At 55.9% G+C, this 25,037-nt stretch carries 11 protein-coding genes and 1 pseudogene; 5 read left to right on the top strand and 7 right to left on the bottom strand.

What is annotated here, in order from left to right; translation table 11 throughout:
- Positions 1-812: 812 nt before the first annotated feature.
- The 3 genes from C4S68_RS22675 to C4S68_RS22665 form a co-directional block, all read right to left on the bottom strand.
- The gene (locus C4S68_RS22675) at positions 813-3,296 is read right to left on the bottom strand and encodes a beta-mannosidase (protein ID WP_235011813.1); all 2,484 of its coding nucleotides are present in this window, start codon (positions 3,294-3,296) and stop codon (positions 813-815) included.
- A 272-nt stretch (positions 3,297-3,568) separates the two neighbouring features.
- On the bottom strand, positions 3,569-7,654 hold the full coding sequence (locus C4S68_RS22670; protein ID WP_160115294.1) for an IPT/TIG domain-containing protein: 4,086 nt from the start codon (positions 7,652-7,654) through the stop codon (positions 3,569-3,571).
- A 173-nt stretch (positions 7,655-7,827) separates the two neighbouring features.
- Entirely contained in the window at positions 7,828-11,412 is a 3,585-nt protein-coding gene (locus C4S68_RS22665; protein ID WP_103935409.1) for an outer membrane beta-barrel protein, read from the bottom strand.
- 762 nt (positions 11,413-12,174) lie between these two features.
- On the opposite strand from C4S68_RS22665, the gene C4S68_RS22660 reads away from it, so the two are divergent.
- The 3 genes from C4S68_RS22660 to C4S68_RS22650 are packed head-to-tail and all read left to right on the top strand — an operon-like array spanning position 12,175 to position 17,408.
- Positions 12,175-15,576, top strand: coding sequence for a DUF5107 domain-containing protein (locus tag C4S68_RS22660; RefSeq protein WP_103935412.1), 3,402 nt, complete (start codon positions 12,175-12,177; stop codon positions 15,574-15,576).
- A gap of 2 nt (positions 15,577-15,578) precedes the next feature.
- Positions 15,579-17,009, top strand: a complete 1,431-nt coding sequence (locus C4S68_RS22655; RefSeq protein ID WP_103935408.1) for a sugar porter family MFS transporter — start codon at positions 15,579-15,581, stop codon at positions 17,007-17,009.
- 48 nt (positions 17,010-17,057) lie between these two features.
- Complete coding sequence (locus tag C4S68_RS22650; protein WP_235011811.1) at positions 17,058-17,408, top strand: glycoside hydrolase family 97 C-terminal domain-containing protein; 351 nt, start codon at positions 17,058-17,060, stop codon at positions 17,406-17,408.
- 26 nt (positions 17,409-17,434) lie between these two features.
- Here the strand turns inward: C4S68_RS22650 and C4S68_RS22645 are convergent, their stop codons facing one another.
- A complete protein-coding gene (locus C4S68_RS22645; RefSeq protein ID WP_103935406.1) occupies positions 17,435-18,532 on the bottom strand; it encodes a LacI family DNA-binding transcriptional regulator in 1,098 nt (365 codons plus the stop codon).
- A 165-nt stretch (positions 18,533-18,697) separates the two neighbouring features.
- Between C4S68_RS22645 and C4S68_RS22640 the strand changes: the two genes are divergently transcribed.
- The gene (locus tag C4S68_RS22640; protein WP_103935405.1) at positions 18,698-20,968 is read left to right on the top strand and encodes an alpha-galactosidase; all 2,271 of its coding nucleotides are present in this window, start codon (positions 18,698-18,700) and stop codon (positions 20,966-20,968) included.
- Positions 20,969-21,019: 51 nt separating this feature from the next.
- Here the strand turns inward: C4S68_RS22640 and C4S68_RS22635 are convergent, their stop codons facing one another.
- Both C4S68_RS22635 and C4S68_RS22630 read right to left on the bottom strand, forming a co-directional pair.
- Positions 21,020-22,051, bottom strand: a complete 1,032-nt coding sequence (locus C4S68_RS22635; protein WP_103935404.1) for a UDP-glucose--hexose-1-phosphate uridylyltransferase — start codon at positions 22,049-22,051, stop codon at positions 21,020-21,022.
- Positions 22,041-22,514, bottom strand: a pseudogene (locus tag C4S68_RS22630) (galactokinase family protein); the annotation flags it as partial. The pseudogene C4S68_RS22630 and the gene C4S68_RS22635, both read right to left, overlap by 11 nt.
- A 67-nt stretch (positions 22,515-22,581) precedes the next feature.
- Here C4S68_RS22630 and C4S68_RS22625 point away from each other — a divergent pair.
- Complete coding sequence (locus C4S68_RS22625; protein ID WP_160115293.1) at positions 22,582-23,568, top strand: aldose epimerase family protein; 987 nt, start codon at positions 22,582-22,584, stop codon at positions 23,566-23,568.
- A gap of 1,214 nt (positions 23,569-24,782) precedes the next feature.
- Here C4S68_RS22625 and C4S68_RS23730 read toward each other — a convergent pair.
- A partial coding sequence (locus C4S68_RS23730) for a hypothetical protein (RefSeq protein ID WP_235011810.1) occupies positions 24,783-25,037 on the bottom strand: 255 nt, incomplete at its 5' end.

Raw genomic sequence — 25,037 nt, 5'->3', positions numbered from 1 at the left:
AGAGGGGCCATGGCCCCTCTCCCTTCGAAAACCACAACCATCAACAATGAAGAGAATCTCCAGTTATGAATGGCAGGAAGGCTGGGGGCAGGTCAGGGGCAGGTCAGGATCGCCCCAGCACCTCAGCAGATATCTTGAACGAATAAAGTGTGCGAAACTCTGGCCGGAGGTGGTTAGCGGCAAATATGGTTTGAGGCGTTCGACGGCGCCCCCATCGATGTGCCCGCCGTACAGGCTGTCGGCGCTGTGTGACAAAGCTGAACTGCAGTTGCTACAGTGACTGCGCCAACGCCGAATTCCTGCGAGCAACGATCCTAACCATATGCCCTCAATACGGTGCCACGCTCGAGACGAAACCGGAGCGCTGGCCTTCGTGGTGCCTTGAGCAGGTAAGACTAAGCGCAATCCCTAGGCAGCCGCGGACGGCCTGAATTGCGACCCACCGAGGCTATCGATCGAAGGCCGGAAAGTGAGGTGTGACTCGACGTGTAGAGGGTGCTTCTACTTTGTGTCCTGAAGGAACCTTGAGTTCGATAATCTTCGATGCAAATAAGAATTCGCTCGGCGGCCCGACCAGCGCCTTTCGTAGACAGCGCTGACCTTACTGCATTGGCTATCACTTCACACAGAACTAGAATCAGAACTCCGGCCATGGAGGCGGCCATGGCTCCAGCCATGAAAGCAAAACCGAATGTAAAGTCTCTGATCATTGGAATACCTCGAATAGATTTGAATGGCCCGACAAGCTAATGAAGAAGGAGCTACGAATTGTCCCTCGTAGCTCCCTTGGTGGCATAATCTGCGGGCCGAGCTCAGTTGGCATGCGTCGTTGTTGTAAAAGCATCAACGAGTGATGTGACGCTGGCGGCTCTCTTCAACTCGTCCAGGCTCAGCTTGTCGCCGGAAACATGTATGGTCGCGGGCTCGTTGGGCAGGAGGTTGATGTAATTGTCCGAATACGTGGCGTCTGCTTCCCCAAACGACAGATAAACAGCTCTGGCCAAGACGGAAGACTTCAGCGTCACGTCAAAACCGTTCCCAGCAGGCTGAATGTCTGTAGAGATCGAAGCGGACGGAAGCTTGACCTGTTTCGACGGAACAAAGAAGACGAGATTCGAGGAGACTTCTTTACCCCCGATCGAGAGCTCCGCGACACCAACCAACTGGGAAAAGTCCAGTTGGCCAAGGCTTAGCAGATCTGTCATGGTCATCTGCTGATAGATCTTTGAGGCCAACGGATCAATCCTCACGCTCTCGTTGGTCTCCTTAATCACCTTGCCAGTGAAATCCATTATGCGCAGACGCAACTGCCCCTGTTGTACCGCCACTTTGTCCGAGACGATGTAGAGGGAGAGTGTACCGCTGTCGAAGTGCGGGGAGACCAGCACCGGCGCGTAGAAGCGGCGCGCGTAATATTGAAGGGCCTTCCAGCGACCGTAGTAATCGATGCTCGACCAAGAGGCGACCGGCCAGCAATCATTCAATTGCCAGAAGAGAGCGCCCATCGTCTCCGGACGCTTCCTGCGAAAACTCTCCGTACCGGTCTTAATGCCTTCCGCCTGGAGAACCTGACTGGCGTAAAGGAACGAAGCGAAATCCTTGGGTTCACCGAAGTAGCGGGACATGTAGGTCTGGATGATCTTATTTCCGCCCCAATTCTTCTGGTGTGCGATCATCACAGGCGTGAAAATGTCCTTGCGATCCTCCGGGTTCGTAAACGATTCGATCGTCTTCATCTCAGGAAACGATTGAAAGCCATACTCAGAGACAAAGCGCCACGGCCTCTTCTCGAATTCTTCGAAATCGGCGTTCTGATGCCAGACACTCCAATCGTGGTTGTCGCCACTCTGATATGTGTCGGAGAGCTCTTCATAGTCCGCACTCGGAGTGCTGGGCCAATACGGTGTTTGGGGCGTCACTCTCGCAGCCGTGCTTGCGAGCACTCCGCTAAATTCGGTAAGGTAGTCTTGCCAGATACGCTCGTGGACGGCCGGCGGAAGTTGGCCATTCCCGTTCCAGTCGCGCAGTTCCTCCGTTTCATTGTTTCCATCCCAGAAGACAATGCTGGGATGGTTGCGCAACCGGGTCATCTGAAACTCAGCTTCTTTTTGAATATTCTGTTTGAAGTCGTAGGTTCCAGGCTGCCAATTGTTTCCGAACATCAGGTCATGGAAGACCATCAGTCCTAGTTCATCGCAGATATCGTAGAAGTCCTGGGTCTCGTAGTATCCGCCCCCCCAGAGACGGACCATGTTCATGTTGGCGTCCTTAGCCGACTGAAGGATGTGACGATACTTCTGATCCGTCACCCGGTTCGGGAAGCTATCAAAGGGGATAATGTCCGCTCCCTTTGCGAAAACAGGGATGCCGTTGATTACGAATTCGAACGAGCGCCCCCATTTATCGAGGTCGCGGCGCAAGGTAACGGTGCGGAGGCCGGTCTTGACGTTCTTCGAATCAACTTCCTTGCCCTCCTCCTTCACTGAAACGTGGAACTGATAAATTGGCTGCTCTCCGTAGCCTGATGGGTACCAAAGCTGGGGATGCGTAATGTCGATTGGAAACGAGATCACGTTATGGCCGGGGCCCAGCGTGATGGTTCGATCCTGATGTTGATCGGCTGACGGAATGCCATACGTCAGGTTCAGGGTCGCCTTCTGCTCCCTCGAAGCGAGGACGTCAACGTGCACGTCGAGCTCCGCGGCAGCCGAGCTTACGCTCTGTTGTTCCACAAAGAGGTCGCTAATGCGGGCGTTGTCCCAGACCTCCAGATAGGCCGGGCGATATACGCCGCTTGTTGCGAAACGCGGCCCCCAATCCCAACCGAACTCGTAAACAGCCTTGCGGATGTATCCCTTAGGATCGGTGTGAGTGCGATCATGCCAGGGATCTTTCGCGGCAACAGCCTCCGCAGCTTTCATTGGAGCGGGGAAAACGATCTGGAGGTCGTTTGCGCCCGAATGCAGCAACGGCTTTACGTCGACCCTCCATTCGCGAAACATGTTGTCGGGTTGCGCGATTCGTTTGCCATTAAGGTAGATCGAACATTCCGTATCGAGCCCTTCGAAGACCAACTCGACGTGCCCTCGCGCCAGGACAGATGCGGTCGCCTCGACGGAGGTTCTGTACTCCCATCCGGCCTTCTCAATCCACTGCAGCTTGCTTTCATTGTCTCTGTAGAAGGGATCGGGGATCTTTCCGTCGTGAAGCAAGTCCAGGTGTACATCACCAGGAACTGTCGCAGGTAGCCAATCTCCCTGAACAGCGGGAGGGGCGTCGGCCGCAAACGCAGACATCCCGTCATCCGGGAGCTGCCGGAACTGCCACGGGCGGTCGAGCGAAATACGTTGGCGGCCCTGAGCCTCCGCGGCAATCCCCAAGCATGATACGAGGCCTGCGCCGGCAAGAAAAAGAGGAAGCAGTCTACGGCAACGGATCATTAATTTCCCTTTTCGATAATGCTTTAGAGACACGTATAGCGGCGAATCGCCGCTAGAACATCAAATCAGACGTTGAGATTGAATCGGCCTTCCGTGGGGTACCAGCGGAAGGCCGATTCGGCTTCGGGTTATTGCAGCTTCAGGATCGTGCTCTCGGCAGCGCCCAAAGATACGGTTAGAGTTCCCGTTGCCGTAGATGTGGCGCCAGACCACAGGTCGGTAACGTTGTATTTGTTTGTGCTGTTGAGTCCCGCGCGCCCCAGATCGACCTGCTCGCTGAGCGGGTTGCTGAGGTCGTAGTTGAATATGGCTATGTAATACACGCTCCCCTGTTGCGCCACCAGCACATTGACTGGTGAAGTTCCGGTATTACCTTCCACGGGGCGGAAGTTCAGGCCTAATGCTGGAAGGCCATTGATGCTTGAGTTGGTGAGCCACTGTTGAACAAGCGGCGGAGCTCCGCTATCCGTCACGTCATCACCATCTAGCATGAAGCCAGCTACGGCGCCGGACGTAACGCGACTCTTGTTCTCATTGGCTGTGTAGGGGACCGCAGTCGTGGAACCTGACGGGGTCTCAGTGCCTTCGAGAAGCATCTCGTCCGGATCGTTCCAATCGTACATGCGACCCGCCATCCACCATCCGTAGCTCTCCGACGCCATCTCGCGCTTGGTGTCTTCAATTGAGCCATACGTGTCACCCGCGATGCGCCGCGTGTGTGCGTACTGATAAGGGAAGATCGGAGCGATCGATTCATCGATCACCATCGAGTTGCCCACATCGGTGTAGATCCGCTTCATCGCCTGGCTGTAAGCCTGAGTTCCTGTCTGAACGGTGGTGTCATAGAACTGGCCATTGTTGGAGCCGCCCTCGAGATCACCGTGGATGAGGAAGTCGAGCTTGATGTAGTCAAACCCGAGCGTCTTGAACATATTGATGTAGTAATCAATCCGTTGCTGCGTTCCGGGATGAGTTGGGTCAGCTCCCCAACCACTGTCGATTGCTCCCATCGGCGTTCCATCGTGATTTTTCATCACAATGTCGCCGAATTTGTAATTCGGGGCGCCATCAACAGCAGTCGTCAAGTCGGTCCAGTTCCAAATGATGAACGGAGTCCAGTAAATACCAGCCTTTTGGCCCTGGCTGTGTGCGTGGCTGACGAAGTTTGTTAGGTCCGCCTCGGACAGATTCGTCCAGTAATTGTCGAGGTTGATGTACACCGTGCCTTGATTGTTATAGTTCGGCAGTTTGGTGTGGAAGTAATCCTCCACCGCCGTTGCGTTCGTGTAGCTCAAGTTGTTCTGGATCTTACCCCAGCTATTCCAACCCATCGGTGACGGCCCCTGCCACGGCAGCATGGGAGCATATTGCGCGTTCGTACTCGCGAAATCCTCCATGCCAGCTCTCCAATCGCTGTAATAGCCGACCATGACCACCGGCGAAAGGATCTTTGTGCCGGTGACTGGAGTCTGAGGCAGTTGATCTTCGGGGCTGTTCACTCCCGAGTAAGCCCACAACATGTCCAGCTTATTGGAATTACCGATAAACTGAACGCCCGTTTTCCAGGTGTCGTGCGTTACTGAACCGATAACCAAGCCATTGCGGCTGGTGTTGTCATAGAACGCGCCAACCTCAAATGAGGTATCGCTCACGGGCCCCGAGGAACTACTCGCGGACTCGGCGTTGTAGTTGTAGTAAGCGTTGTTGTCGTAAGGAACGACTAGGAATCGAGTATCCGCGTAGCTTCCGATATCGACGGCACCTGTGCCGTCAACGACGACCGGAGACATCTCTGCACTACCAGCCGTTGCGTTGTCTAGCTCGAGCTGCACAGTGAAATGATCATTGTTGACGATGAAGCGTTGGATCATCGTAGGAGATCCATCGGTTGCGGTAAGCGTGATGTCGGTCTCATTCGCTCCGACCGTCGTAGACGTGCGCGTGTAAGAAGAAGAAGTACTCCGATACAGCGTGTACCCAGCGTACGCCTGGCTGTAGAAGTTCGTAATCTTCTCGGCTCCTCCGTTGGAGTAGCTCGCAAGACCGGTTCCGAGATCATAGACAATCTCGTTCGAACCGCTCGACATCGTCACAGTGTTGCCCGCCGCTGCGCCCGTATTCGCAGGGCTCACGGCGATGTAAACGATATCCGGCGCCCAGGTGGATGTGTTCGTCACGGTGATGGTATTGGCTGAACCCGCGTTCAACGAAACGACAGTCGACACAGGGGCCGTGGCGACATACCAGTTGCTGCCATAGAGGGGAACGTTGTTTGCTGCACCACCATTCGCAGAGACCTGGTAGTAGTACGTTCCGCCCCCATTCACACCCACAAGCGAGACGATGTAGTTACCGTTGGCCGGAGCATAGACGTTGTTGAACGTGACACCGTTTCCGTAGCCCAGGTTGCCAACCTTCAGGCCGTAGGGGCACCCAACACAAGAAGGGTCGAGCCTGGCACCGCCAAGCAGTTTGTTCTGCGGATCCCACGCCTGGTACACGCAGGTCGAACTGGCGCAGGCTGCAGGCTCGACGTATGTCACGCCCCCGGTGAGTGTACCGTCGCCATTGCCAGGAGAGGTGACAACAACGTCCTCAGCGCCGACTTTTGTGCTAGCGGGGGCCATTGCAGTGAGTGTGGTTGAGCCGGCGACTTTCACCAGGGTCGCTGGAACTCCACCGATCGTAACGCTGGAACTTGATGTGAAGTTCGTTCCCGTAACGGTGATTGCGCCACCAGTGATAGGCAACTGGCTTGGGGAGACGGATCCGACGGTGGGGAGTGTCGCAGTGTTCGCATCGCTCAACGCGATCGAGACGACATCTGGTGACCAGTCATTCTGGTTCCCGAGTTCGATGGTATTACTGCCGCCGGCCTCCAAGGTGACGGTGAGGGATACGGGCGCTGCAGGAGCGTACCAGTTTGTGCCAGTAAGTGGCTGGAGGACCGGAGTGCCACCATTGACGATGACTTGGTAGTTCTGTGTGCCGCCGCCTTCGACTCCCGTGATGGTGAGCGTGTAGTTGCCTGCCTTGGGCGCGTACACATTGTTGAAGATGACGAAGCCTCCCATGCCTAAGCCGCCAACCTTGACACCTCCCGGACAGCCTGTGCAGGTATTGTCGATCTTGGCTGTCCCCACCAGTGTGTTCTCGCCGTCTACAGCTAGATAGGTGCAGGGATAGGTCAGATTGCATTGGGCGAAGGTCAGCGCTTTCGGGAGCGTGGCTGTACCGCCTCCAGTCGAGCTCACCGTCACATCCACGCTTCCGCCAGAAGAGACACCGGCGGCCGTCGCTGTAATTTGGGTAGGACTGTTCAGCGTCGAAGAGGTCGCGGCGATTCCACCAAACTTGACGACGGCGTTCGAGTCGAAATTCGTTCCGGTCAGCACAACTTGGCCGCCTGCCAGAGGAAGCTGGGTTGGTGAGATGGAGGTGAGTCCATAAGGCAACGAGCTGCTGCCATTAGGGCTGCTGACTTGGATTGAGACGACATCCGGAGACCAATCCGTATCGTTACCCAATTGGACTGTGTTTGCACTTCCTGCCTTGAGAGGAATTGTGATCGAGACCGGCGCCGCTGGCGCGAACCAGTTGCTCCCGGACAGGGGAACAACAATTGGGGTGCCCCCATCAACAATGACTTTATAATTCTGCGTTCCCGCGCCTTCACAACCTGTAATCGTCAGCGTGTAATTGCCGTCTGCAGGAGCGTAAACCTTATTGATGGTGACCCAACCGCCGTAGCCGAGGCTCCCCACTTTTTCTCCCTGAGGGCAACCCGCACACTGCGAAATCTGCGCGGAGCCAAGGAGTGTGTTGGCGGGATCGATGGCCATGTATGTGCATGGCAGGGATGTGCATCCACTGGCTACAACCGGCGGAGGAGGCGCAATCATAGACAGCGCTCCCTTCAAAGTGACAGCGTTCCCATTCGGGTTGGATAGAACGACATCAACTGTGGCCGATGTTGAAACAACCGGAGTAACGGCCGTGATCAGAGTGGGGCTCTGGTAATACATCTTCTGCGCAGCCACGCCGCCGAATGTTGCCGTAGTCTGCGGCGTAAATCCAGTGCCGGTAAAGACGACCTGCCCACCGGTGATGTAAACGGTCGCCGGACCGAACGCAGTGACTGTCAGGGAGCCGGAGGGACCGGAAGCCCCTGAGCCGCTGCTACAGCCTGAGAGCGCCAGGACCGCGGTCATCATAAGAAACACTACTGCGCTTAAGAGAGACTGATGTCTGAGGCTTGGATTTGCTTGCCTAGAGAATTTCGTCATGCGGCCCATAATGATCTCCTTTGGATCCGAGGAAACGATGAGAATTGCCGGTGCCACTTCAGGCGTGTCGAGGGTTACACCATCGACACGCCTGGAGTGGTTCACCAGACGAGCTTGAAGGTCAGCTGCACATTGCGAGGCTGGTTGCTCTGGCCGCTCGATTTGGTGATTTGACCGAATGTACCGTCCGTGACGCTGTTGTCGTAACCTCCGGAGAAGGTCGGATGGTTCGGCACATTGAAGGCATCTAGGCGGAATTGAAGGTGCATGCGCTCGTAAACATTGAAGCTCTTCGAGATACTCATGTCCCACTCTTCCGTACCCGGGTCGCGAATCCCCGTATAGATAACGTTCGGCTGGATGCCGTATGGAGGGATAGCGATGAAGGTGTAGTCGCCTCCACAGTTCTTGTTAGTGCCCTGCGAGACGAGTTGATAGCTCGAGACGCCAGTGGTCGGATCAGTGACGAGTTGCCAGTTCGCTCTACAGGCACCATTAACGCCCGTAATAGTCGTCGACGTTACTTTCCGTTGCATGTTGGCAGAGCCGTTTTGGTCTGTCGATCCATTCAGGCCCCATGGAAAGCCTGACTGCCAGGTAACGATCGTCGCTAGCTCCCAACCACCGACTGCTTCATCGAGCCAACGGTTCGCGTTTTTCAGCAACATCTTTCCTCGGCCCACTGGGAGAAGCCAAAAGCCGGAGAAGGTTACGCGGTGTGTGAAATCGTTACTGTAGATGCTTCGAGACGGAATCCGATAATACTGATCCGAATAACCGCCCGACTGCATCTCCTTCGACCACGTCCACGTGCCATGTACGGTGAGTGATCTGCTCACGCGGTGCGTGGCCGTCATCTGCAACGAGTTGTACCAGTTCTTGCCTCCATTTATGTCGTACTCGGTGATGTCCCCAAACTGAGGAAATGGACGCGTCAGGTTAAGTTGCTGGATGGTCGGTTGCGTGTAGTAGTTCGAGCCTTGAAATCCGTTTACATTGAAGAACGGATTGGTGACGTAAGCGGTAGTTGGGCTATTGCAGGTATTCGGATTGCCACCAAGCTCTGGATTGCACTGCGCCCGCAGGAGTAAGGATTGGCGGTTGATATTGTCGCTGGTTGCAGAGTTCACAGTGCGGTTGCCGCTGTACAAAAGCTCCAACTGGCTATCTTTGCCAAACCCCTGTTGAATGCCGCCGGAGTACTGATATGTGCGTGGCACAGCGAACTGGGGGTTCAGGTAGAAGAGCCCCTGTCCAAGACCAGTTTCGGCGCCCAGTGAGGACCCCGTGGGCTGAATAATGGTCGGGAATGGATTAGTACTCGTACCGGCCGTAGGTACCCCGAAGTTCTGAGTCGGTGTTACGCCGCCATCGTTCGAAGCGTCATACTGAGTCGTTGCAGAGAACCCAGTCTCGTTCGGACCAGGATTCGGATTCTGAAAGAAGATGCCGAAGCCGCCATGCACAACCAACGTGTCCCACGGAGACCAAGATAGGCCAACCCGTGGCTGAAAAGTCGCGGTGTCCAGAGTGTTGTACGAGCGCGGAGCTCCATTGACGCCTGGAAATTCAAGGCCGCCCATTACCGGTGTTGTCAGGTTCGCCGAGATGGGGTTTGTGAGAGATGGGTTGAAGGTGTAATCGAATTTATTGTGTCTCTCAGTCGGCGGCTGGTTTAGGTCGTAACGAATGCCGATGTTTAGAGTCAGGTTGCGTCGAATCTTCCAGTCATCCTGAATAAAGGGGGCATAATAATGCTGCGAAAAGAGAAGCGTGGGATTGATGGTGAAGGTTCCCGAACTCGCGGTGCCGAGTAGGAGTGAAGCAATGCTATTTCCACTCGCCGGGTCGCCGGCCTGGTAGTTCGCCTGAGTCCAAGTGCGATCCACACTGAAGTTGGGCCCACCGGTTTGATAACGCCAACCGGATTGCAGGAAACGTAAATCTAAACCTGCATGGATGGTGTGCGACTTCTTTGTCCAGCTGACGGAAGGCAGCATCGCCAGCGAATTGCCGATGGTGTACTGGCCACCACCATTCCCGATTGCGGTAAATTCGCTCGAGTTGGTATAGGGCACAAAATTGCCGTAGTTTCCAAACTGACTGATCTCAGAAGGGCCTAGGCCTAAGGTGGTCAAATCGAAGTTCTGGGGACCCTCGTTGAGGATATTCACGCGCCGAATAATCGATGCCTTGAAGTCAAAGATCAGCTCCGGAGTGAAGGTGTGGATCCAATCCGGAGTAAACGTGTTTACGCGCTCGCCGTGCGGGTACTCTCCATACGCGCCCTCACCCGGTATGCCACTCTGATTGTCGAACTCATAGCGTTCCCAGTACCCGTATCGCAAGCTCACGCGATCGTTTGCACCAATCACTTGGTCCACTTTGAATAGCGCGTTTCTATAGGTATCTGCCGTCGGGCTTGGGGCAATGTAGTTGCCCGTGTAAGAGGTTGTCTGCGGTCGGGGAGCGGAGTTCGGTGCTGGGTAAAGCTTGAATAGCGCGATCGCGTAGGGGCTCAGGCGATTCGTCGGAATCTGGTTGATTTTGCCGTTGATTGTCGGGAAGGGTTGCCGGGTAGGCGTTCCGTTTGCGACCTTCGTGGTCAACGGGTCATAGAGAATGATTGGCTTGTTGGTTCCCGTGCTCGAGTCGAAGTACTGTAGGTCGCTGAAATCGCCCTGCGACCACTGTGGTTCCGGAACTGTATCGACTAGTGTTCCCGGGAAAATCTCGCTCCAGTTTTCGAACTGCGCCAGAAAAAATGTCTTATCGCTGCCGTTGTATATCTTCGGGATCCAGATCGGTCCGTCCAACTCCGCACCGTATTGATCGCGGGTGTGGGATGGCTTCGCAATGCTGTTGTAGTCGTTGACCCAAGAATTGGCGTCCAAGTAGGCGCGGCGGGCGAATTCGTATACGCTGCCGTGAATCTGGTTCGTGCCTGACTTCAGGGTCATGTCGATGGCGCCCCCCTGTAGCCGGCCATAAACCGCGTCATAAGGATTCGTGACGACCTTGAATTCCTGCACAGCTTGCACGGGAGGGATATAGCCCTGCTGAGAGTTAGTCCCGTTGTACGCATCTCCATGAGCGGCTTCGTTGGAGACACCGTCTAACAAGAGCGCATTACTGCCGTACGCGTTGCCGTTGATCGACATCGCAGCTACAGAGTTATCGAACGGACGTACGTAAAGGATGCTGCCAGAGTAGTACGTTCCCGCGCTCAACTGTGCGAGTTGCCCGAGATCGCCCCCGTTAAGCGGAAGTTCGTTGACACGGTCGTTTTCAACGACCTCTCCAACGTCTGCCTTGTCCTTGTCGAGTTGTTCGCCACTCACGCTGATAGTCTCTGTGACGGCACCAACCTTCAAGGCGAAGTCGATGTGGACGGTTTGGCTCACCTGCAAGGTGATATTCGTCTTTGTCTCAGTGTTGAAGCCGCTAGCGGAGGCGGTCACGCTGAACTGGCCGGGCTTCAGATAGGGAACGGTGTAGTCGCCAGTTCCAGTCGTGACCGTGTTCTGGGTCACGTTGGTCTCCAGGTTGGTAATGGTGATTTGGGCCTTCGAAACAATCGCCCCCGATGAATCAGTGACCCGACCCGTGATCTGTTGCGCCTGCGCCGCCCCCAGAATGAAGATCATCCCGAATAGACAACCGGCAATCGACTTGAATACTCTCATCCTCTTGAACTCCTTGCGTACTTGGCCATTCCACAAAGCAGCCAGGAACAAGGGGCCACTGCAAGGCGCAAGAACGCCGCTGCATGGGAACCTAAGTTCCAAGCGATAAAACTCACTGAGTTGATCAAAGAGTGGATGAGGGACCTGCAAAACATCGGGCGCCAACTCCACCCCTCCAACCTCCTTGCGTAGCCTCTCGCTTCCTTGGGACTGTCCCGGCGTGATCCGTGACAGGAAGTGATGACTGACGCAACAAGGCACCCCGAAACCCTCTCCGAATGTCGCCGCTCAAACTATTCCGTGCTCGTTACCGTTGTCAAGAACATTTTGCCAACCAATCAGACCCTAACTATAGAAAAAATTTGCCTATAGAAAGCGTTTGAGCTTTTCAGCGCGACTACGCAAAGCCCGGTATCGATCACCAAATCTAAAATCTTCGATGGGAATGCCGTGCCTCATTTCTGGAGCCATCGTCTCAATAGCCTCATAAATTCAGCTATTTATAGGAGTTTTTAGCAATCCGTCTTTAGTCACCGAACCGCGGGCGCTTGCTGGGCCGATGAATGAGAGTCGGGCATCACTGCAGGCACGCGAGAAACCCGTATTTACTAATCAAGGACGAGGGTCTGCTTGACAGGACAACCGCACCGCTCATACTGTTAGGCGGTAACGTGCACAGTCCAACATTTTCGGTGGTTCGAGAGGTGAGTGGACTGCAGAAGCGATCGCAAGCTGACAAGTAAACCAGAGAAAGTGTCCCTGATGCCACAGAGCGAGACGACGCCTGACCCAACGGAGTCTGCGAAGCAGACCGAAGCCGTGCTCGAACTGCCCGATGCACCCGAGACCGAGATGGGGCCTGTGAAGGTCTGGGAGGAGCCGGTCGTTCTTCGTACTTACCGTCCCGCTGAGCCGGACCGCAATCCGCTTTTCCTCGAGAAGCGCGTGTACCAAGGCAGCAGCGGCCGCGTTTATCCCCTTCCCGTCATCGATCGGATCGATGCAGAACCTCAAGACGTCTCGTGGCAAGCCATTCATCTCGAGAACGAGTTTGTCCGCTTCATGGTCCTTCCCGAAATAGGTGGCCGCATACATGTCGGCCTCGACAAGCTGAATCAGTACGACTTCTTTTATCGGCAGAACGTCATTAAGCCCGCTCTCGTGGGGTTAGCCGGACCATGGATCTCGGGGGGAGTCGAATTCAACTGGCCTCAACACCATCGCCCCGCAACCTTCATGCCTGTAGAGGTGGAGATTGAACGCGGGGACGACGGAAGTGTCACGGTCTGGTGCAGCGACCACGATCCGATGTCGCACCTCAAGGGTATGCATGGACTCTGTCTGCGGCCAGGTAAAGCTTATCTTGAGCTGCGGGTGAGGCTCTATAACCGGACGACCGATACTCAAACATTTCTTTGGTGGGCTAACGTTGCGACGCGTGTTCATGAGGAGTACCAGTCCTTCTTCCCCAGGGATGTTCAATTCGTTGCCGATCACGCGAAGCGAGCGGTCACGGAGTTCCCCTTGAGTCACGGAAAGTACTACGGAGTCGACTACGGGGATCGCGCGATCCACGGAGTGCCCGAAGAAGAAAAGCCATCCAACTTTGTCCCGGACGGTTCCTATCCTCCCAATGACCTGAGCTGGTATGCCAATATTCCAGTTCCGACGAGCTATATGATCTCCGGATCCCGTGGCGATTTCGCCGGCGGATATGATCACAAGCGCCAGGCTGGTCTCGTCCATTTCGCGAACCATCATATTTCGCCCGGTAAGAAACAGTGGACCTGGGGTAATCACGAATTCGGCTATGCGTGGGACCGGAGCTTGACGGATTCGGACGGCCCGTACATCGAACTGATGGCTGGCGTGTATACCGACAACCAGCCTGATTTCTCGTTCCTGACGCCGGGAGAGACCAAAACGTTCAGTCAGTTCTGGTATCCAATTCGGGAGATCGGTGTGCCCGACATCGCGAATCTTGATGCCGCCATTCGGGTCGAAAGGTCTGCAAATAGAGCCGTCGTTCATCTCCAGGTGACGAGCGAGTTTCCTGACAGCACCATTTATGTACGGATCGATGGGAAGGAAGCTGCAAGATGGCGTGCAGACCTGTTTCCCGAGCATCCGCTCCATCAGACCTTTGAAGTATCCTCAGCGGGCGACCTGGATGTCGCGGTGGAGCATGCGGGGAAGCTCTTGCTGAAGTACGCTCCGTCGGAAATCATAACGGCGGAAAAACCCGAGGTGGCTACAGAGCCGCCGCTGGCAAGGGACGTGGAAACGTCCGACGAACTCTTTCTCATCGGACTGCATCTGGAGCAGTACCGCCATCCGACCCGCGATCCCGAGGTTTACTGGAAAGAGGCAATTCGACGCGATGCCAAGGACAGCAGAGCAAATCACGCGCTTGGCCGCTGGTATCTTCGGCGGGGGGAACTTGGCCTCGCGGAGTCACACCTCCGCATAGCGATCAGCCGGCTGCTTGAGCGGAACCCCAATCCATATGACGGGGAACCTCACTACAACCTCGGCTTGACGCTGCTCTATCAGGGCCGGTCCAGCGAGGCATACGCCGCATTTTACAAATCGACATGGAACGCGGCATGGCGCGGCCCAGCCTATCATCGCCTGGCTGAGATCGATTGCGCGAACGGCGAGTGGCAGAAGGCACTCGAACATATCGATCGAGCCCTTTGCGCTGAGGTGGACAACCTCAATGCCCGCAATCTCAAAGTGATCACTCTTTGGAAACTCGGGCGTGAGATCGACGCGGACGTCTTGCTCGAGGAAACCTGCGACGTTGACCCGCTGGATGTCTTTGGCCGCTTCCTTTCCGGACACGGACTTCCTTCGAACGGACAGCAGCTCCTTGATCTGGTATTTGATCTGCTCCGAGCGGGTCTGTATCACGAAGCTGCCCAGGCTGTAGCCAGCGTCCCCGACGATAAGAATGATGGGACTGCGGCGATCCTGCTTTACGCCAAGGGTCACATTCTTAAGAACCTTGGGGAAAGTGAAGCAAGCGCCTTCGCGTATCAACGAGCGGCCTCGGCGAGCAGCGACTATGTGTTTCCAAGTCGTATCGAGGAAATGCTTCTCTTGCAGGACGTGGTCCGCAATCAACCGCAGGATGCTCGTGCGCCGTTTTACCTCGGGAACTTCCTCTACGATCGACGCCGTCATCGCGAGGCGATCGAAGTCTGGGAGCATGCGGCGCGGCTAGACTCTACTCTCCCGACAGTTTGGAGAAATCTAGGCTTCGGCTACTACAACGAGTTGAATGACTCAGAAAAAGCGCGAGACGCATTCGAACGAGCCCGCGCCGCCGATCCGATTGACGCACGAATTCTCTATGAACAGGATCGGCTTCTCAAGCGCACCGGGGGGACGCTGGAGCTTCGCCTTGCAACGCTCGAATCCAATCTGTATCTCGTTGAGCGTCGTGATGACCTCTCGATCGAGTTGGCCTCCCTCTACAACAGTCTAGACATGCCAGATCAGGCTCTCGAGATTGTTCTCGGCCGGCGCTTTCAGCCTTGGGAAGGCGGAGAGGGCCAAGTCCTGGCTCAGTTCGTTCGCGCCAATTTGCTGCTCGGCCAGAGAGCATTAAAGGTCGAAGATGCGAAAGAGGCACTGGGCTTTTTTCAAAGGGCTTGGAATCCACCTCAGAGCATCAGTGAGGCTCGTCACCTCCTGATGAACCTTTCCGCTATCGACTACTGGCTTGGGGTCGCATACCGAAAGAATGGCCTCCAGGCGAAGTCACAGGCTCACTTCGAGCGCGCTGCGAGAAACCAGGGAGACTTTCAGCAGATGCAGGTTCAGCCCATTTCTGAAATGACCTACTGGAGCGCGATGGCACTTGAAGCGTTGGCCCGGAAAAATGAGTCGCAGGCTCTGTTTCAGAAAATCTACGACTATGCCGTCGCCCTGGCCTCAAAGGCCCCGAAGATCGATTACTTTGCGACGTCGCTTCCAACGATGCTTCTCTTCGAAGAGGATCTCGAAGAGCGTCAGAACATCACGGTCCTCTTCCTGATGGCTCAGAGTCTTCTTGGCCTTGGGCGTATGGATGAAGCGCGCAAGTTGCTCGGTGAAGTTCTCTCCAAAGATCACAGCCACACAGGGGCACTCGACCTGCAGCGCTCGCTAGAAGGGTAGGCATGCAGGAGGGTAACTCTACACGACCGAAACCGGCCGCTACCGCGATCAAGGCTTCATCGTACGTCTGGGGAATCGCTATGGTAGCGGCCCTGGGTGGATTGCTGTTTGGCTATGACTGGGTAGTAATCGGCGGAGCGAGACAGTTCTACGAAGTGTACTTTCACTTATCGTCGAGCGAACTCATCGGCTGGGCAAACAGTTGCGCCCTGGTGGGTTGCCTTATAGGCTCACTCGCTGCCGGCCCCTTGGCAAACGCTGTGGGGCGGAGCCGCATTCTGGTAGCCGCGGCCATTCTTTTTGCCGTGTCATCGATCCTGACAGGGCGAGCGGAGACGTTCTCGACCTTCATCGCGTGGCGGATCATCGGTGGAGTGGCCATCGGTCTCAGTTCCAATGTCTCCCCTCTCTACATCGCTGAAATCAGCCCGGCGAATATCCGTGGGCGCCTGGTGAGCTTGAATCAGTTCGCGATCGTGATCGGCATCCTGCTAGCGCAGATCGTGAACTGGGCTATCGCGCGGCCCGTTGTCTCAGGTGTTTCTCCGGCTACTCTTCTGCAATCCTGGAATGTGCAGGAGGGGTGGCGATGGATGTTCTACGCCGTGGCGATACCCGCATTTGTTTTCACTGTTACAGCATTCTTCCTCCCGGAGAGCCCGCGCTGGCTACTGGACCGCGGACGCGAAGCGGATGCTCGTTCGATTCTGGCGCATATCGGCGGTGATTCCCACGCTGCCTCTGAAATCGCAAACATCAAACGCTCCATTGCGCGTCAAGTAGAAGCCTCAGTGGGATGGAAGGTATTTCTACGTCCGGAGATTCTCCGGGTAGTCCTTACAGGAATGGCGCTAGCCGTGCTGCAGCAGTGGACGGGTATCAATATTCTCTTCAACTACGCGGCCGAGGTATATCGCAGCGCGGGTTACCGTGCCAATGACATCTTCCTGAATATCGTCATTACAGGCACTATCAACCTCGTCTTCACGTTGATCTCGATGGCTCTCGTTGACCGCGTCGGACGGCGCCGCCTCATGATTTATGGGGCCGCGGGTATTGGACTCTCTCATGTCGTTTGCGCCCTGGCCTACCACGAACAGTGGCCGGCTGCCATGGTTCTCGCGCTGACTCTCTCCGCGATTGCCTGTTACGCATTGACACTCGCTCCCGTCACCTGGGTGCTCATCGCGGAGATCTTCCCGCATCAGATTCGTTCCGAAGGCGTATCGGGAGCCGTCAGCGCGCTGTGGATTGCATCGTTTCTCCTCACCTATACCTTTCCGTCGCTCAACGCTCATCTGGGAATGGCCGGTACATTTCTGCTCTACGGGGCGATCTGCCTCTCCGGCGTCTTGTTTGTTGCCAAAGGCTTACCCGAAACCAAGGGTAAGACTCTTGAGGAGATCGAGGACGCAATCGCTGTTCATTTTTAACCTTTTCGATTCGAGGTAAGAGCTGTGTACAGATTTCAAAAAGCTGCCGTGATTAGTTTGATGGCGGGCGCCAGTGCGTCCGCCATGGCGCAGACTCCGATCACAACGCTCAGCTCTCCGGATGGACGGCTTGCGCTGACCATTGCCCGCCGGAACGGGCAGGACTGGTACGTGGGGAGCATCACGAACTGGACGCCACGGGACATTACCCTGCCGCTCAGCTTCCTCGGCAATGGGATCTTCAAGGCGCAGATCTATGAAGACGGGAAAGATGCTGCTACAGACGCGAAACAGGTAGCCATTCACGAGCAGGTTATTTCGAAGGAGCAGACCCTTCACATTCCTCTTGCGGCTGGAGGCGGATTTGCCATCCGGATCATTCCAGGGAAGGGTCGATGAGATCCGTCTCTCACTGCAAGGCCGATCTATTGGGTCTGGAGCTCGGCTTCGATGTCCTCGTCCTGCGACGTTCCAACCCGGGTTTCGAACAGACACAGGTTTGTCCGAAAGATGACGTGAGGCGCGAGCTGAAGGATCGGTTGCGGCTTCCGATCACGGAGGAGATGGAGGAGCAGGTTCTCGAGGGCCACCTTCCCCTGCGTGAATGGGCGCTGATACAGGGTCGCGAGGACCATGCCGCTTTCGATCAAGGGTACAAGTTCGCGGAAGAGATCGGTGGTCACGACCTTGACTTTGCCCAGGAGACTCAGTTCGTCCAGAGCCTTCAGGACAGGCATGCTGTTCGCCGTACTGATATAAATGCCGCTCGGTCGCGCCTTTTCCTTCATTACTTCGAGGGCCTGGCGGTAAGCCTCTCTCGGGCGCTCATGACTTTCAAGCGCCGGGCGAAGAGTGAGGTGGGGGGCGATGACGGCGAGTGCCGCAGCAAATCCGCGCAGCTTCTCGACATGATCGAGGGTCGAAAGCTCTCCCGTGAATATCGCTACCTCGGCCTTCGAAGTGAGGTTCTGCGAGAGCAGTTCGGCGGCGATGGCGCCGCTGACGGACGCATGAGCCGACACCGAACCGATTCGCTCGGTGTTCGGTGCGTCGCTCCCTACGCACATCGTCGCAATCCCGTCTTGAGCTGCCTTTTTGACCAGCGGTTCGTACTTCCGTGCATCCCCAGGAAGGAAGATCACGCCATCGAATTGTTTTTGCGTGGCCCGGCGAAAAGCCTCGATGTCGCCGCTGCCCAGCCTGGGATATTCGAAAAACTCCAGGCTGAGGTTGACACCCACTGCCGCGCCGGCCGCATAGCGAATTCCTTCTCTCAACGGATCGAAAAAGTGGGAGATATGTTTTGGAAGAACGGCGGCAACCGACAAGCGCCGGTTGAGTTTCAAGGCCTGCGCGGCGAGGTTCGGCGAATAGCCAAGCTGCTGGGCAGTCTTAAGGACCAAGTCTCGGGTTTTCGGACTCACGCCTGGTCGATCGTGCAATGCGCGATCGACCGTGCCGAGCGAGATCTTCAAGGCCTGGGCGATGTCTTTTACGCCAGCACTCTTTTCCGGGTTAGTCATGTTTGATCCCGATTTCATCAACTGGTACCCGAGCCTAACGGTAACGTGCCCGGAGGGTCAATCTTTCTTTACCGGTGTTCGGGTAGTCGGGGCACATTCCGGCAACGGTCCGACCGATGAATTTGCCTTCAAACTTCGAACCCTCTTCCCCACTCAGGACAGACCATGAATACTTCCACTTACAGACCACATATCAATGGGGCTCGACCCCATTTTCCGTGTCGCGTGTTGCTGCTTCTTCTTGTCTTCGTTTTTGCCGGAGGAGCGCAGGCGCAAGGACCTAAGGCTACCATTCGTTTCAATTCGACCACCCGTGTCTTCCGGATCGATACCCCGCGCACGAGCTACATCATGGGCATCAACGAAGCGAATGAAGTCCAGAATCTATACTGGGGCGGCCGACTGCCCGACTCCGACCAGTTTGCCGCGGCGAAGTCGATGCCTGGAGCAGCGTCCTTCGATCCGCCTATGACCACCACCCCAGTCGAGTATGCGGGGTGGGGTGGAATGCTGTACGTCGAGCCGAGCCTGAAGGTGAGCTTTCCTGATGGCAACCGGGATCTCGTGCTGCAGTACGTCTCGCACAAGATTGACGGAGATCAACTCAGCATCGTGATGAAGGATATCTCACGAGAGGTATACGTTACCCTTTACTACCGTCCGGATGGTGAGACCGGAATCCTCCGCAGATCCGCGGAAGTTGAAAACCGGACGGACACTGCGATCACGATTGAGCAGGTGTCGGCCGCGACGTGGAATCTGCCGCGAGGCACGGACTACCGTTTGCGGTATCTCACCGGACGCTGGGCTGGAGAGTGGACCGTTCAGGAGCAGCCTGTCCATCCGGGAAAGACAGTCCTCGAGAGCCGGCGCGGAACCACTGGGGCGCAGAACAATCCTTGGTTCGCCATCGATTATGAAGGCGAAAATGACTCCGAACGGGGCGGCGTCTGGTTTGGCGGGTTGGGGTGGAGTGGCTCCTGGCAGATTTCCGTTGAACAGGACATGCTTCAGCAAGTTCGTGTCAACGGCGGTCCGAATAGCTTCGACTTTGCCTATCATTTGCCGAAGGGCGGCAAGTTCGGCACGCCGGCGTTTTGTGCAGGCTACTCCGACCAAGGAATCGGAGGGGCGTCGCGTCTTCTCCATCGCTATGAGATCGACACTCTCCTTCCGGGCGCTCCGAAGCCAAAGCTGCGTCCCGTGCTTTACAACTCCTGGGAGGCGACCGGTTTCGACGTCAATGAGGTTGGGCAGATGGCTCTTGCCGAAAAGGCAGCTAGTATCGGCATCGAGCGCTTCGTGATGGACGACGGCTGGTTCGGCCAACGCAAAGACGATCGCGCAGGACTTGGCGACTGGTACGTCAACTCTCAGAAGTTTCCTCACGGACTGAAGCCGCTCATTGAGAAAGTGCATTCGCTTGGCATGGATTTCGGCCTCTGGGTCGAGCCCGAGATGGTGAATCCCGACAGCGATCTTTATCACAAGCATCCCGATTGGGTGTTGAACTTCACAGGACGCCCGCGGACGGAGGGCCGCAACCAACTCGTCCTCAATTTGGCACGACCGGACGTACGCGCTTACGTCTACGAGTTCCTTGACAAGCTGCTAACTGAGAATGATATTGCGTTTCTCAAGTGGGACTACAACCGCAACTGGTCAGAACCCGGCTGGCCCGCAGCGCCGCTCGACGAGCAGAAGGACGTCTATGTGGATTTCATCCACAATCTCTATGGCATCCTTGCGGAGCTGAAAGCCAAACATCCCAATGTCGAGATTGAAAGCTGCTCTGGAGGTGGCAGCCGTGTTGACCTTGGCATCATGCACCTCACGGATGAGGTGTGGCCTTCGGACAATACTGACGCCTATGACCGGCTGTCGATCCAGAACGGGTTTACGTATGCGTATGCGCCTGGAGTAATGATGGCCTGGGTGACAGATTCCCCAAGCTGGGCGAATCAGCGGTCCCTCTCCCTCGAGTACCGGTTCCTCTCCTCCATGCAGGGGTCTCTCGGTATCGGGTCCAATCTCAATAAATGGTCGTCCGAGGATTTCGCCACAGCCAAGAAAATGATCGGGCAATACAAGACCGTGAGAGAGACCGTTCAGCGTGGAGAGCTGTACCGGCTGATCACACCCGAGCATGGCAGTGAGCAATCCGTCACGGAATCAGTGGCACGCGACGGACACGAGGCCGTCGTCTTTGCGTTTCTCCACTCCAGTAACGAGCTCTATCCTTACCCCCGGGTGCATCTGGAAGGGCTTGATCGAAATGCGAATTACCGTATCGAGGTCCTCGACGGCAGGGTTTCTGGAGAAACCCCATCGCGCGCAAGCGGCGCGTACTGGATGGATCGAGGTATCGATCTGGATCTACAGGGGGACTTTCGAGCGATGGCCTTCCGGGTCGAGCGGGTAAACGCAAACCAGTGAGCTGCCGAGACACGCCACACCAGGGCCTGCCTGGTGTGGCGTGTTCCTTGCTCAGATTGAGCAGACGCGCCGAAGCGTCTCCGCAGCGGATTCTGCTGTGATGTCTCTCTGGGGACCGCCCAACAGCTCAAAGCCCACCACGAACTTTCGGATCGTCGCCGAGCGGAGCAGTGGTGGATAGAAGTGAATGTGAAACTGAACTTCGGGATGAGCCTCGCCATCGTAAGGGGCAGGATGAAGCCCCATGGAATAAGGAAACGGAGCATTGAAGACTTTGTCGTAGGCGGCGGTCACCCGATGCAAAATATCTGCGAGGTGAAACCGCTCCGCGTCGTTCAATTCTTCGAGATGTTCGATGCGTCTGCGAGGCAGAATCATCGTTTCGAAGGGCCAAACCGCCCAGAATGGTACGAGCGCTACGAAGCTTCCGTTTGAGGCGACGATCCGCTCGCTGAGTTCTTCCTCCAGCCTCAGGTACGAAACGAGCAATACCTCACCATGCTCGGCCAGATACTTTTTCTGCCCCGCAATTTCGGCCTGCGTTTCGTTTGGAATCGATTGTGTTGCCCAAATCTGGCCGTGAGGATGGGGATTGCTGGCGCCCATCATCGAACCTCGATTCTCGAAGACCTGGACGTACTGAATCTCCTCGCGCGCGCCCAGTTCCCGGTACTGCTCAACCCAAACTTCAATAACTGGCCGGATCTCTTCGACCGACATTTTCGCCAAAGTCAGATCGTGGCGTGGAGAGAAACAGATGACGCGGCATGTCCCATGCTCGCTCTCGCCGAGGATCAGCCCCTTGCTTCCCTCGTTCTCGCGAAATGTGGGGCCATCGGACCTGAGCGCGGCGAAGTCGTTTTCAAAAACGTAAGTCGTCACGTAGACGTCAGTCCTGTTGCCACCAGCTCTGTTGTTTCCCGGGCAAAGATAGCACTCGGGATCGAAGCTTGGAACTTGGATGCGCGCAACTTCTTCGACCTGGCCCTGCCAGGGTCGTTGTGTCCGGTGCGGAGAGACCAGTAGCCACCCCGACTTCAACTGAAGCGGACGAGCTGAGCCCAGCTCCCAAGGGGACGTCACCGTTTATGGTGAGGTTGAACCCTCTTATCGGAACACCGTCTTGACCAAGACTCCACGCAACACCTGCGGCATAGTCGCCCCAGAACGCACCACCGCGGGGCTCGAGTTGATTCAACTCGATTTCGAAGTGCTCGTTCAGATTCGCGGAGTAGAAGTGAGCCAGGCTATCTTTCCTGGGGCTCAATACTGCGACTGTCTGGAACTGGATGGCCATCGGTAAAACAAGTCCTCCGGTGTAGTCGGTGTGCTCACCGATCAGGTTCACCCGTCCCGGCGCAGCGAATGCTGTGCCCGTTTCGCCAAATTGATCTCGATGATGGCGGAAACTCGCTTCAAAGATGCTCACTCTGCCCTCCTTTTGTTCTTCGCATAAACCGATGTGCAGGTGCACGTCTTTTCTTTGAAAACGCGGATCTATTCGCCTAAGATATTGACCGGGAACGTTACCGTCACAAGCGGACATTTTCACATACCGGCGGCAGATGTCAAGGTTAGCTTGTCACCTGTGCTCTCCTGCTCTGGGAGAACTTATGAAAGCTTCGAACGATCTATTCACGGTATCCCTCACAAATGAGTCCCTGGAAGCGACTTTTCTCCCTGCTTTCGGAGGGAAGCTTATCTCCCTGATCAGCAAGCGAACCGGTAAGGAATTTCTGCTGCCTCCGATTCACCCTTATCAGCCGCCACTACCGGAGGCGCTATTTGATGAGAGCGACGCTGGTGGCTTCGACGAATGCTTACCTAGCGTCGCTGCCTGCGATGCGGTGGGAGAGGAAGCTGCAGTACCCGACCATGGAGATCTATGGCGTGTTCCCTGGCGTTCTGAAGTGAGCGGTGATACGGTGCGTCTGATGGCGGAGGCGAGTTCTCGACCGCTGCGTATGACGCGAACGGCACGATTGAGCAGCTCAATTCTTGTGCTCGAGTATCACATCGAAAATTTGTCGGACCAACCGGTTACTTGGTTGTGGTCCGCGCACCCGCTGTTTGCGGTTGAGGCCGGGGATCGAATCATTCTGCCGAGGGAGATCGCTACCGTAACCGTCGAGGGGTCAATGGCCGGCGATTTCACCCGAGGGACGACTATCGGGTGGCCCTTGGCCGAGGCCACGCGCGGAACGACGGTTGATCTTAGCGCGGTAGGCGAGTTCGATGGCCGTACCGCACACAAGCTGTTTGCGGAGCCGACGTCCTCTGGCGCAGCAGCCCTCTATAGGTCGAGTTTAGGGCAAGGTGTCATCGTTCGGTTTGATCCGAGGTCTCTGCCTTATCTTGGCATCTGGATCTGCCACGGCGCATGGCCGTCAAGCGGATCCAACCGCCAATACACGGTGGCGCTCGAACCTACGACGTCTAACGTAGATTCATTGGCCGAAGCTGAGCAGCGATGGACTCATAGAACTCTTGGGCCGCGTGAAAAGACCGGATGGACAATTGAATTCGAGATTGTCGGAGCGCACATTCCGATTTCCTACGAGCAAACCAAGGAAAAGGTCAATTCACGCATCGGCCGTTGATCCACAACGTGGCGACGGATCGGCTGGAATTCAGCTCAACAGGGGAAGCACCGCATCGAAGACCGCTATCGGAGCTTCGCGATGTGGAAAGTGTCCGACCCCGTCGAGAAGAACGCGTTGGTAGCCCCGTAAGAAGTGTTTCTCTTGCCCCTCTGACGCGATAGGAAGGTCGCACAAGTCTGCGGCTCCTTGGATCATGACCGTGCGGACGTTGATCGGCGATTTCGCGTCATCCGAACAGTGCACGATGACGCACCCCATAACGATTGCGGAGCGCGGCTGTGACAGTGATACTAAGTCGTTGCATCTAAATGATTTCATGAGCGTTGACGGCTAAGTTCAGCACCCTTGAGCATTCAAAAAGACTGGTAAATTCGCAGATCGCGAATTTCCGCACCCTCGACAGTTCAAAACGTGCTCAGTTCTTCGACGTGGATCCGTGACCTCTGCTCAGAGATGTTAACCATGGCCCATGACTTGGCACACACTCTATTGCTTCCGATATGAAATCCTATTACGGCATGCAAGAAAGAATGAGCCTCGGTGAGGTACGTTCCATTCTGAAAGGGACGACCGATCAGCCTTCGGATGAGTGGAACGGGATCATTCGGGATGCAACGAGCAATACAGTGGTCATTGTCGCCATCTCTCGTTCTTCTGGAGGAAGCGAACGTATCCAGCAGGCAGGAACGGGGACCCTTGTCTTCCTTGATGGAGCTCACTACATCCTCACGGCTACTCACGTTTGGGATTCCATACTCGTGCACGCGGACAGGCTCGGTGCCACAATCAGGACAGGCCGAGGGCAGCCGAACACGTTTTCGATCGACATCCGGGCGATGAGCGCGCCCATCGCTTTTCCGAGAGAGCAAGGTTGTGAACAATGGGGGCCCGATCTGGCGTTATTACGTATTCCCGATTTTTGCGTGGGAACGATTGAAGCATTCAGGCCCTTTTTCGACCTCCATGCTATAAGTAAAGTCGTCCCACGAGGCAATGATTCCATCGAAACTTGGATCTTGTGCGGAGTGCCGGCCGTTCTTGGCACGTCCTCAGAGACCGCAGCCCATGCACATGGCAGAGCATTTCAAGTGGAGGTGGAATCCGTTCATAACCGAAATGGGTTTGACTACATTGACGTGCTAGCGCACTGGCCCTCAACATCTGTCGCTCCACACTTTGGAGGTGTGAGTGGGGGCGGTCTATGGAAGCTGTCACTCTATGTTGATCCCTTGGCAGGACGGATTGATTGCATTCGCACCTTGGAAGGCGTCGCGTTTTATCAATTTCCCTTTCGCAAGGAACACAGCGTCCTCCGGTGCCACGGACCCAACAGCCTCAGGTTGGTTTCGGCGAATTGCGCCGAGAGGAGCTGTGACCTGCCCCCAGCCTTCCTGCCATTCATAACTGGAGATTCTCTTCATTGTTGATGGTTGTGGTTTTCGAAGGGAGAGGGGCCATGGCCCCTC

This window comes from Bryocella elongata (genome assembly GCF_900108185.1).
Lineage (GTDB): Bacteria > Acidobacteriota > Terriglobia > Terriglobales > Acidobacteriaceae > Granulicella > Granulicella elongata.
This window is presented reverse-complemented; position numbering and strand designations above follow the sequence as displayed.

Excerpts from the sequence above, each read along its gene's own strand:
- C4S68_RS22625 (WP_160115293.1), top strand. The coding sequence starts at position 22,582 with ATGAAAGCTTCGAACGATCTATTCACGGTATCCCTCACAAATGAGTCC.
- C4S68_RS22670 (WP_160115294.1), bottom strand. The coding sequence starts at position 7,654 with ATGATGACCGCGGTCCTGGCGCTCTCAGGCTGTAGCAGCGGCTCAGGG.
- C4S68_RS22665 (WP_103935409.1), bottom strand. The coding sequence starts at position 11,412 with ATGAGAGTATTCAAGTCGATTGCCGGTTGTCTATTCGGGATGATCTTC.
- C4S68_RS22645 (WP_103935406.1), bottom strand. The coding sequence starts at position 18,532 with ATGACTAACCCGGAAAAGAGTGCTGGCGTAAAAGACATCGCCCAGGCC.
- C4S68_RS22675 (WP_235011813.1), bottom strand. The coding sequence starts at position 3,296 with ATGTCTGCGTTTGCGGCCGACGCCCCTCCCGCTGTTCAGGGAGATTGG.
- C4S68_RS22640 (WP_103935405.1), top strand. The coding sequence starts at position 18,698 with ATGAATACTTCCACTTACAGACCACATATCAATGGGGCTCGACCCCAT.
- C4S68_RS22660 (WP_103935412.1), top strand. The coding sequence starts at position 12,175 with ATGCCACAGAGCGAGACGACGCCTGACCCAACGGAGTCTGCGAAGCAG.
- C4S68_RS22655 (WP_103935408.1), top strand. The coding sequence starts at position 15,579 with ATGCAGGAGGGTAACTCTACACGACCGAAACCGGCCGCTACCGCGATC.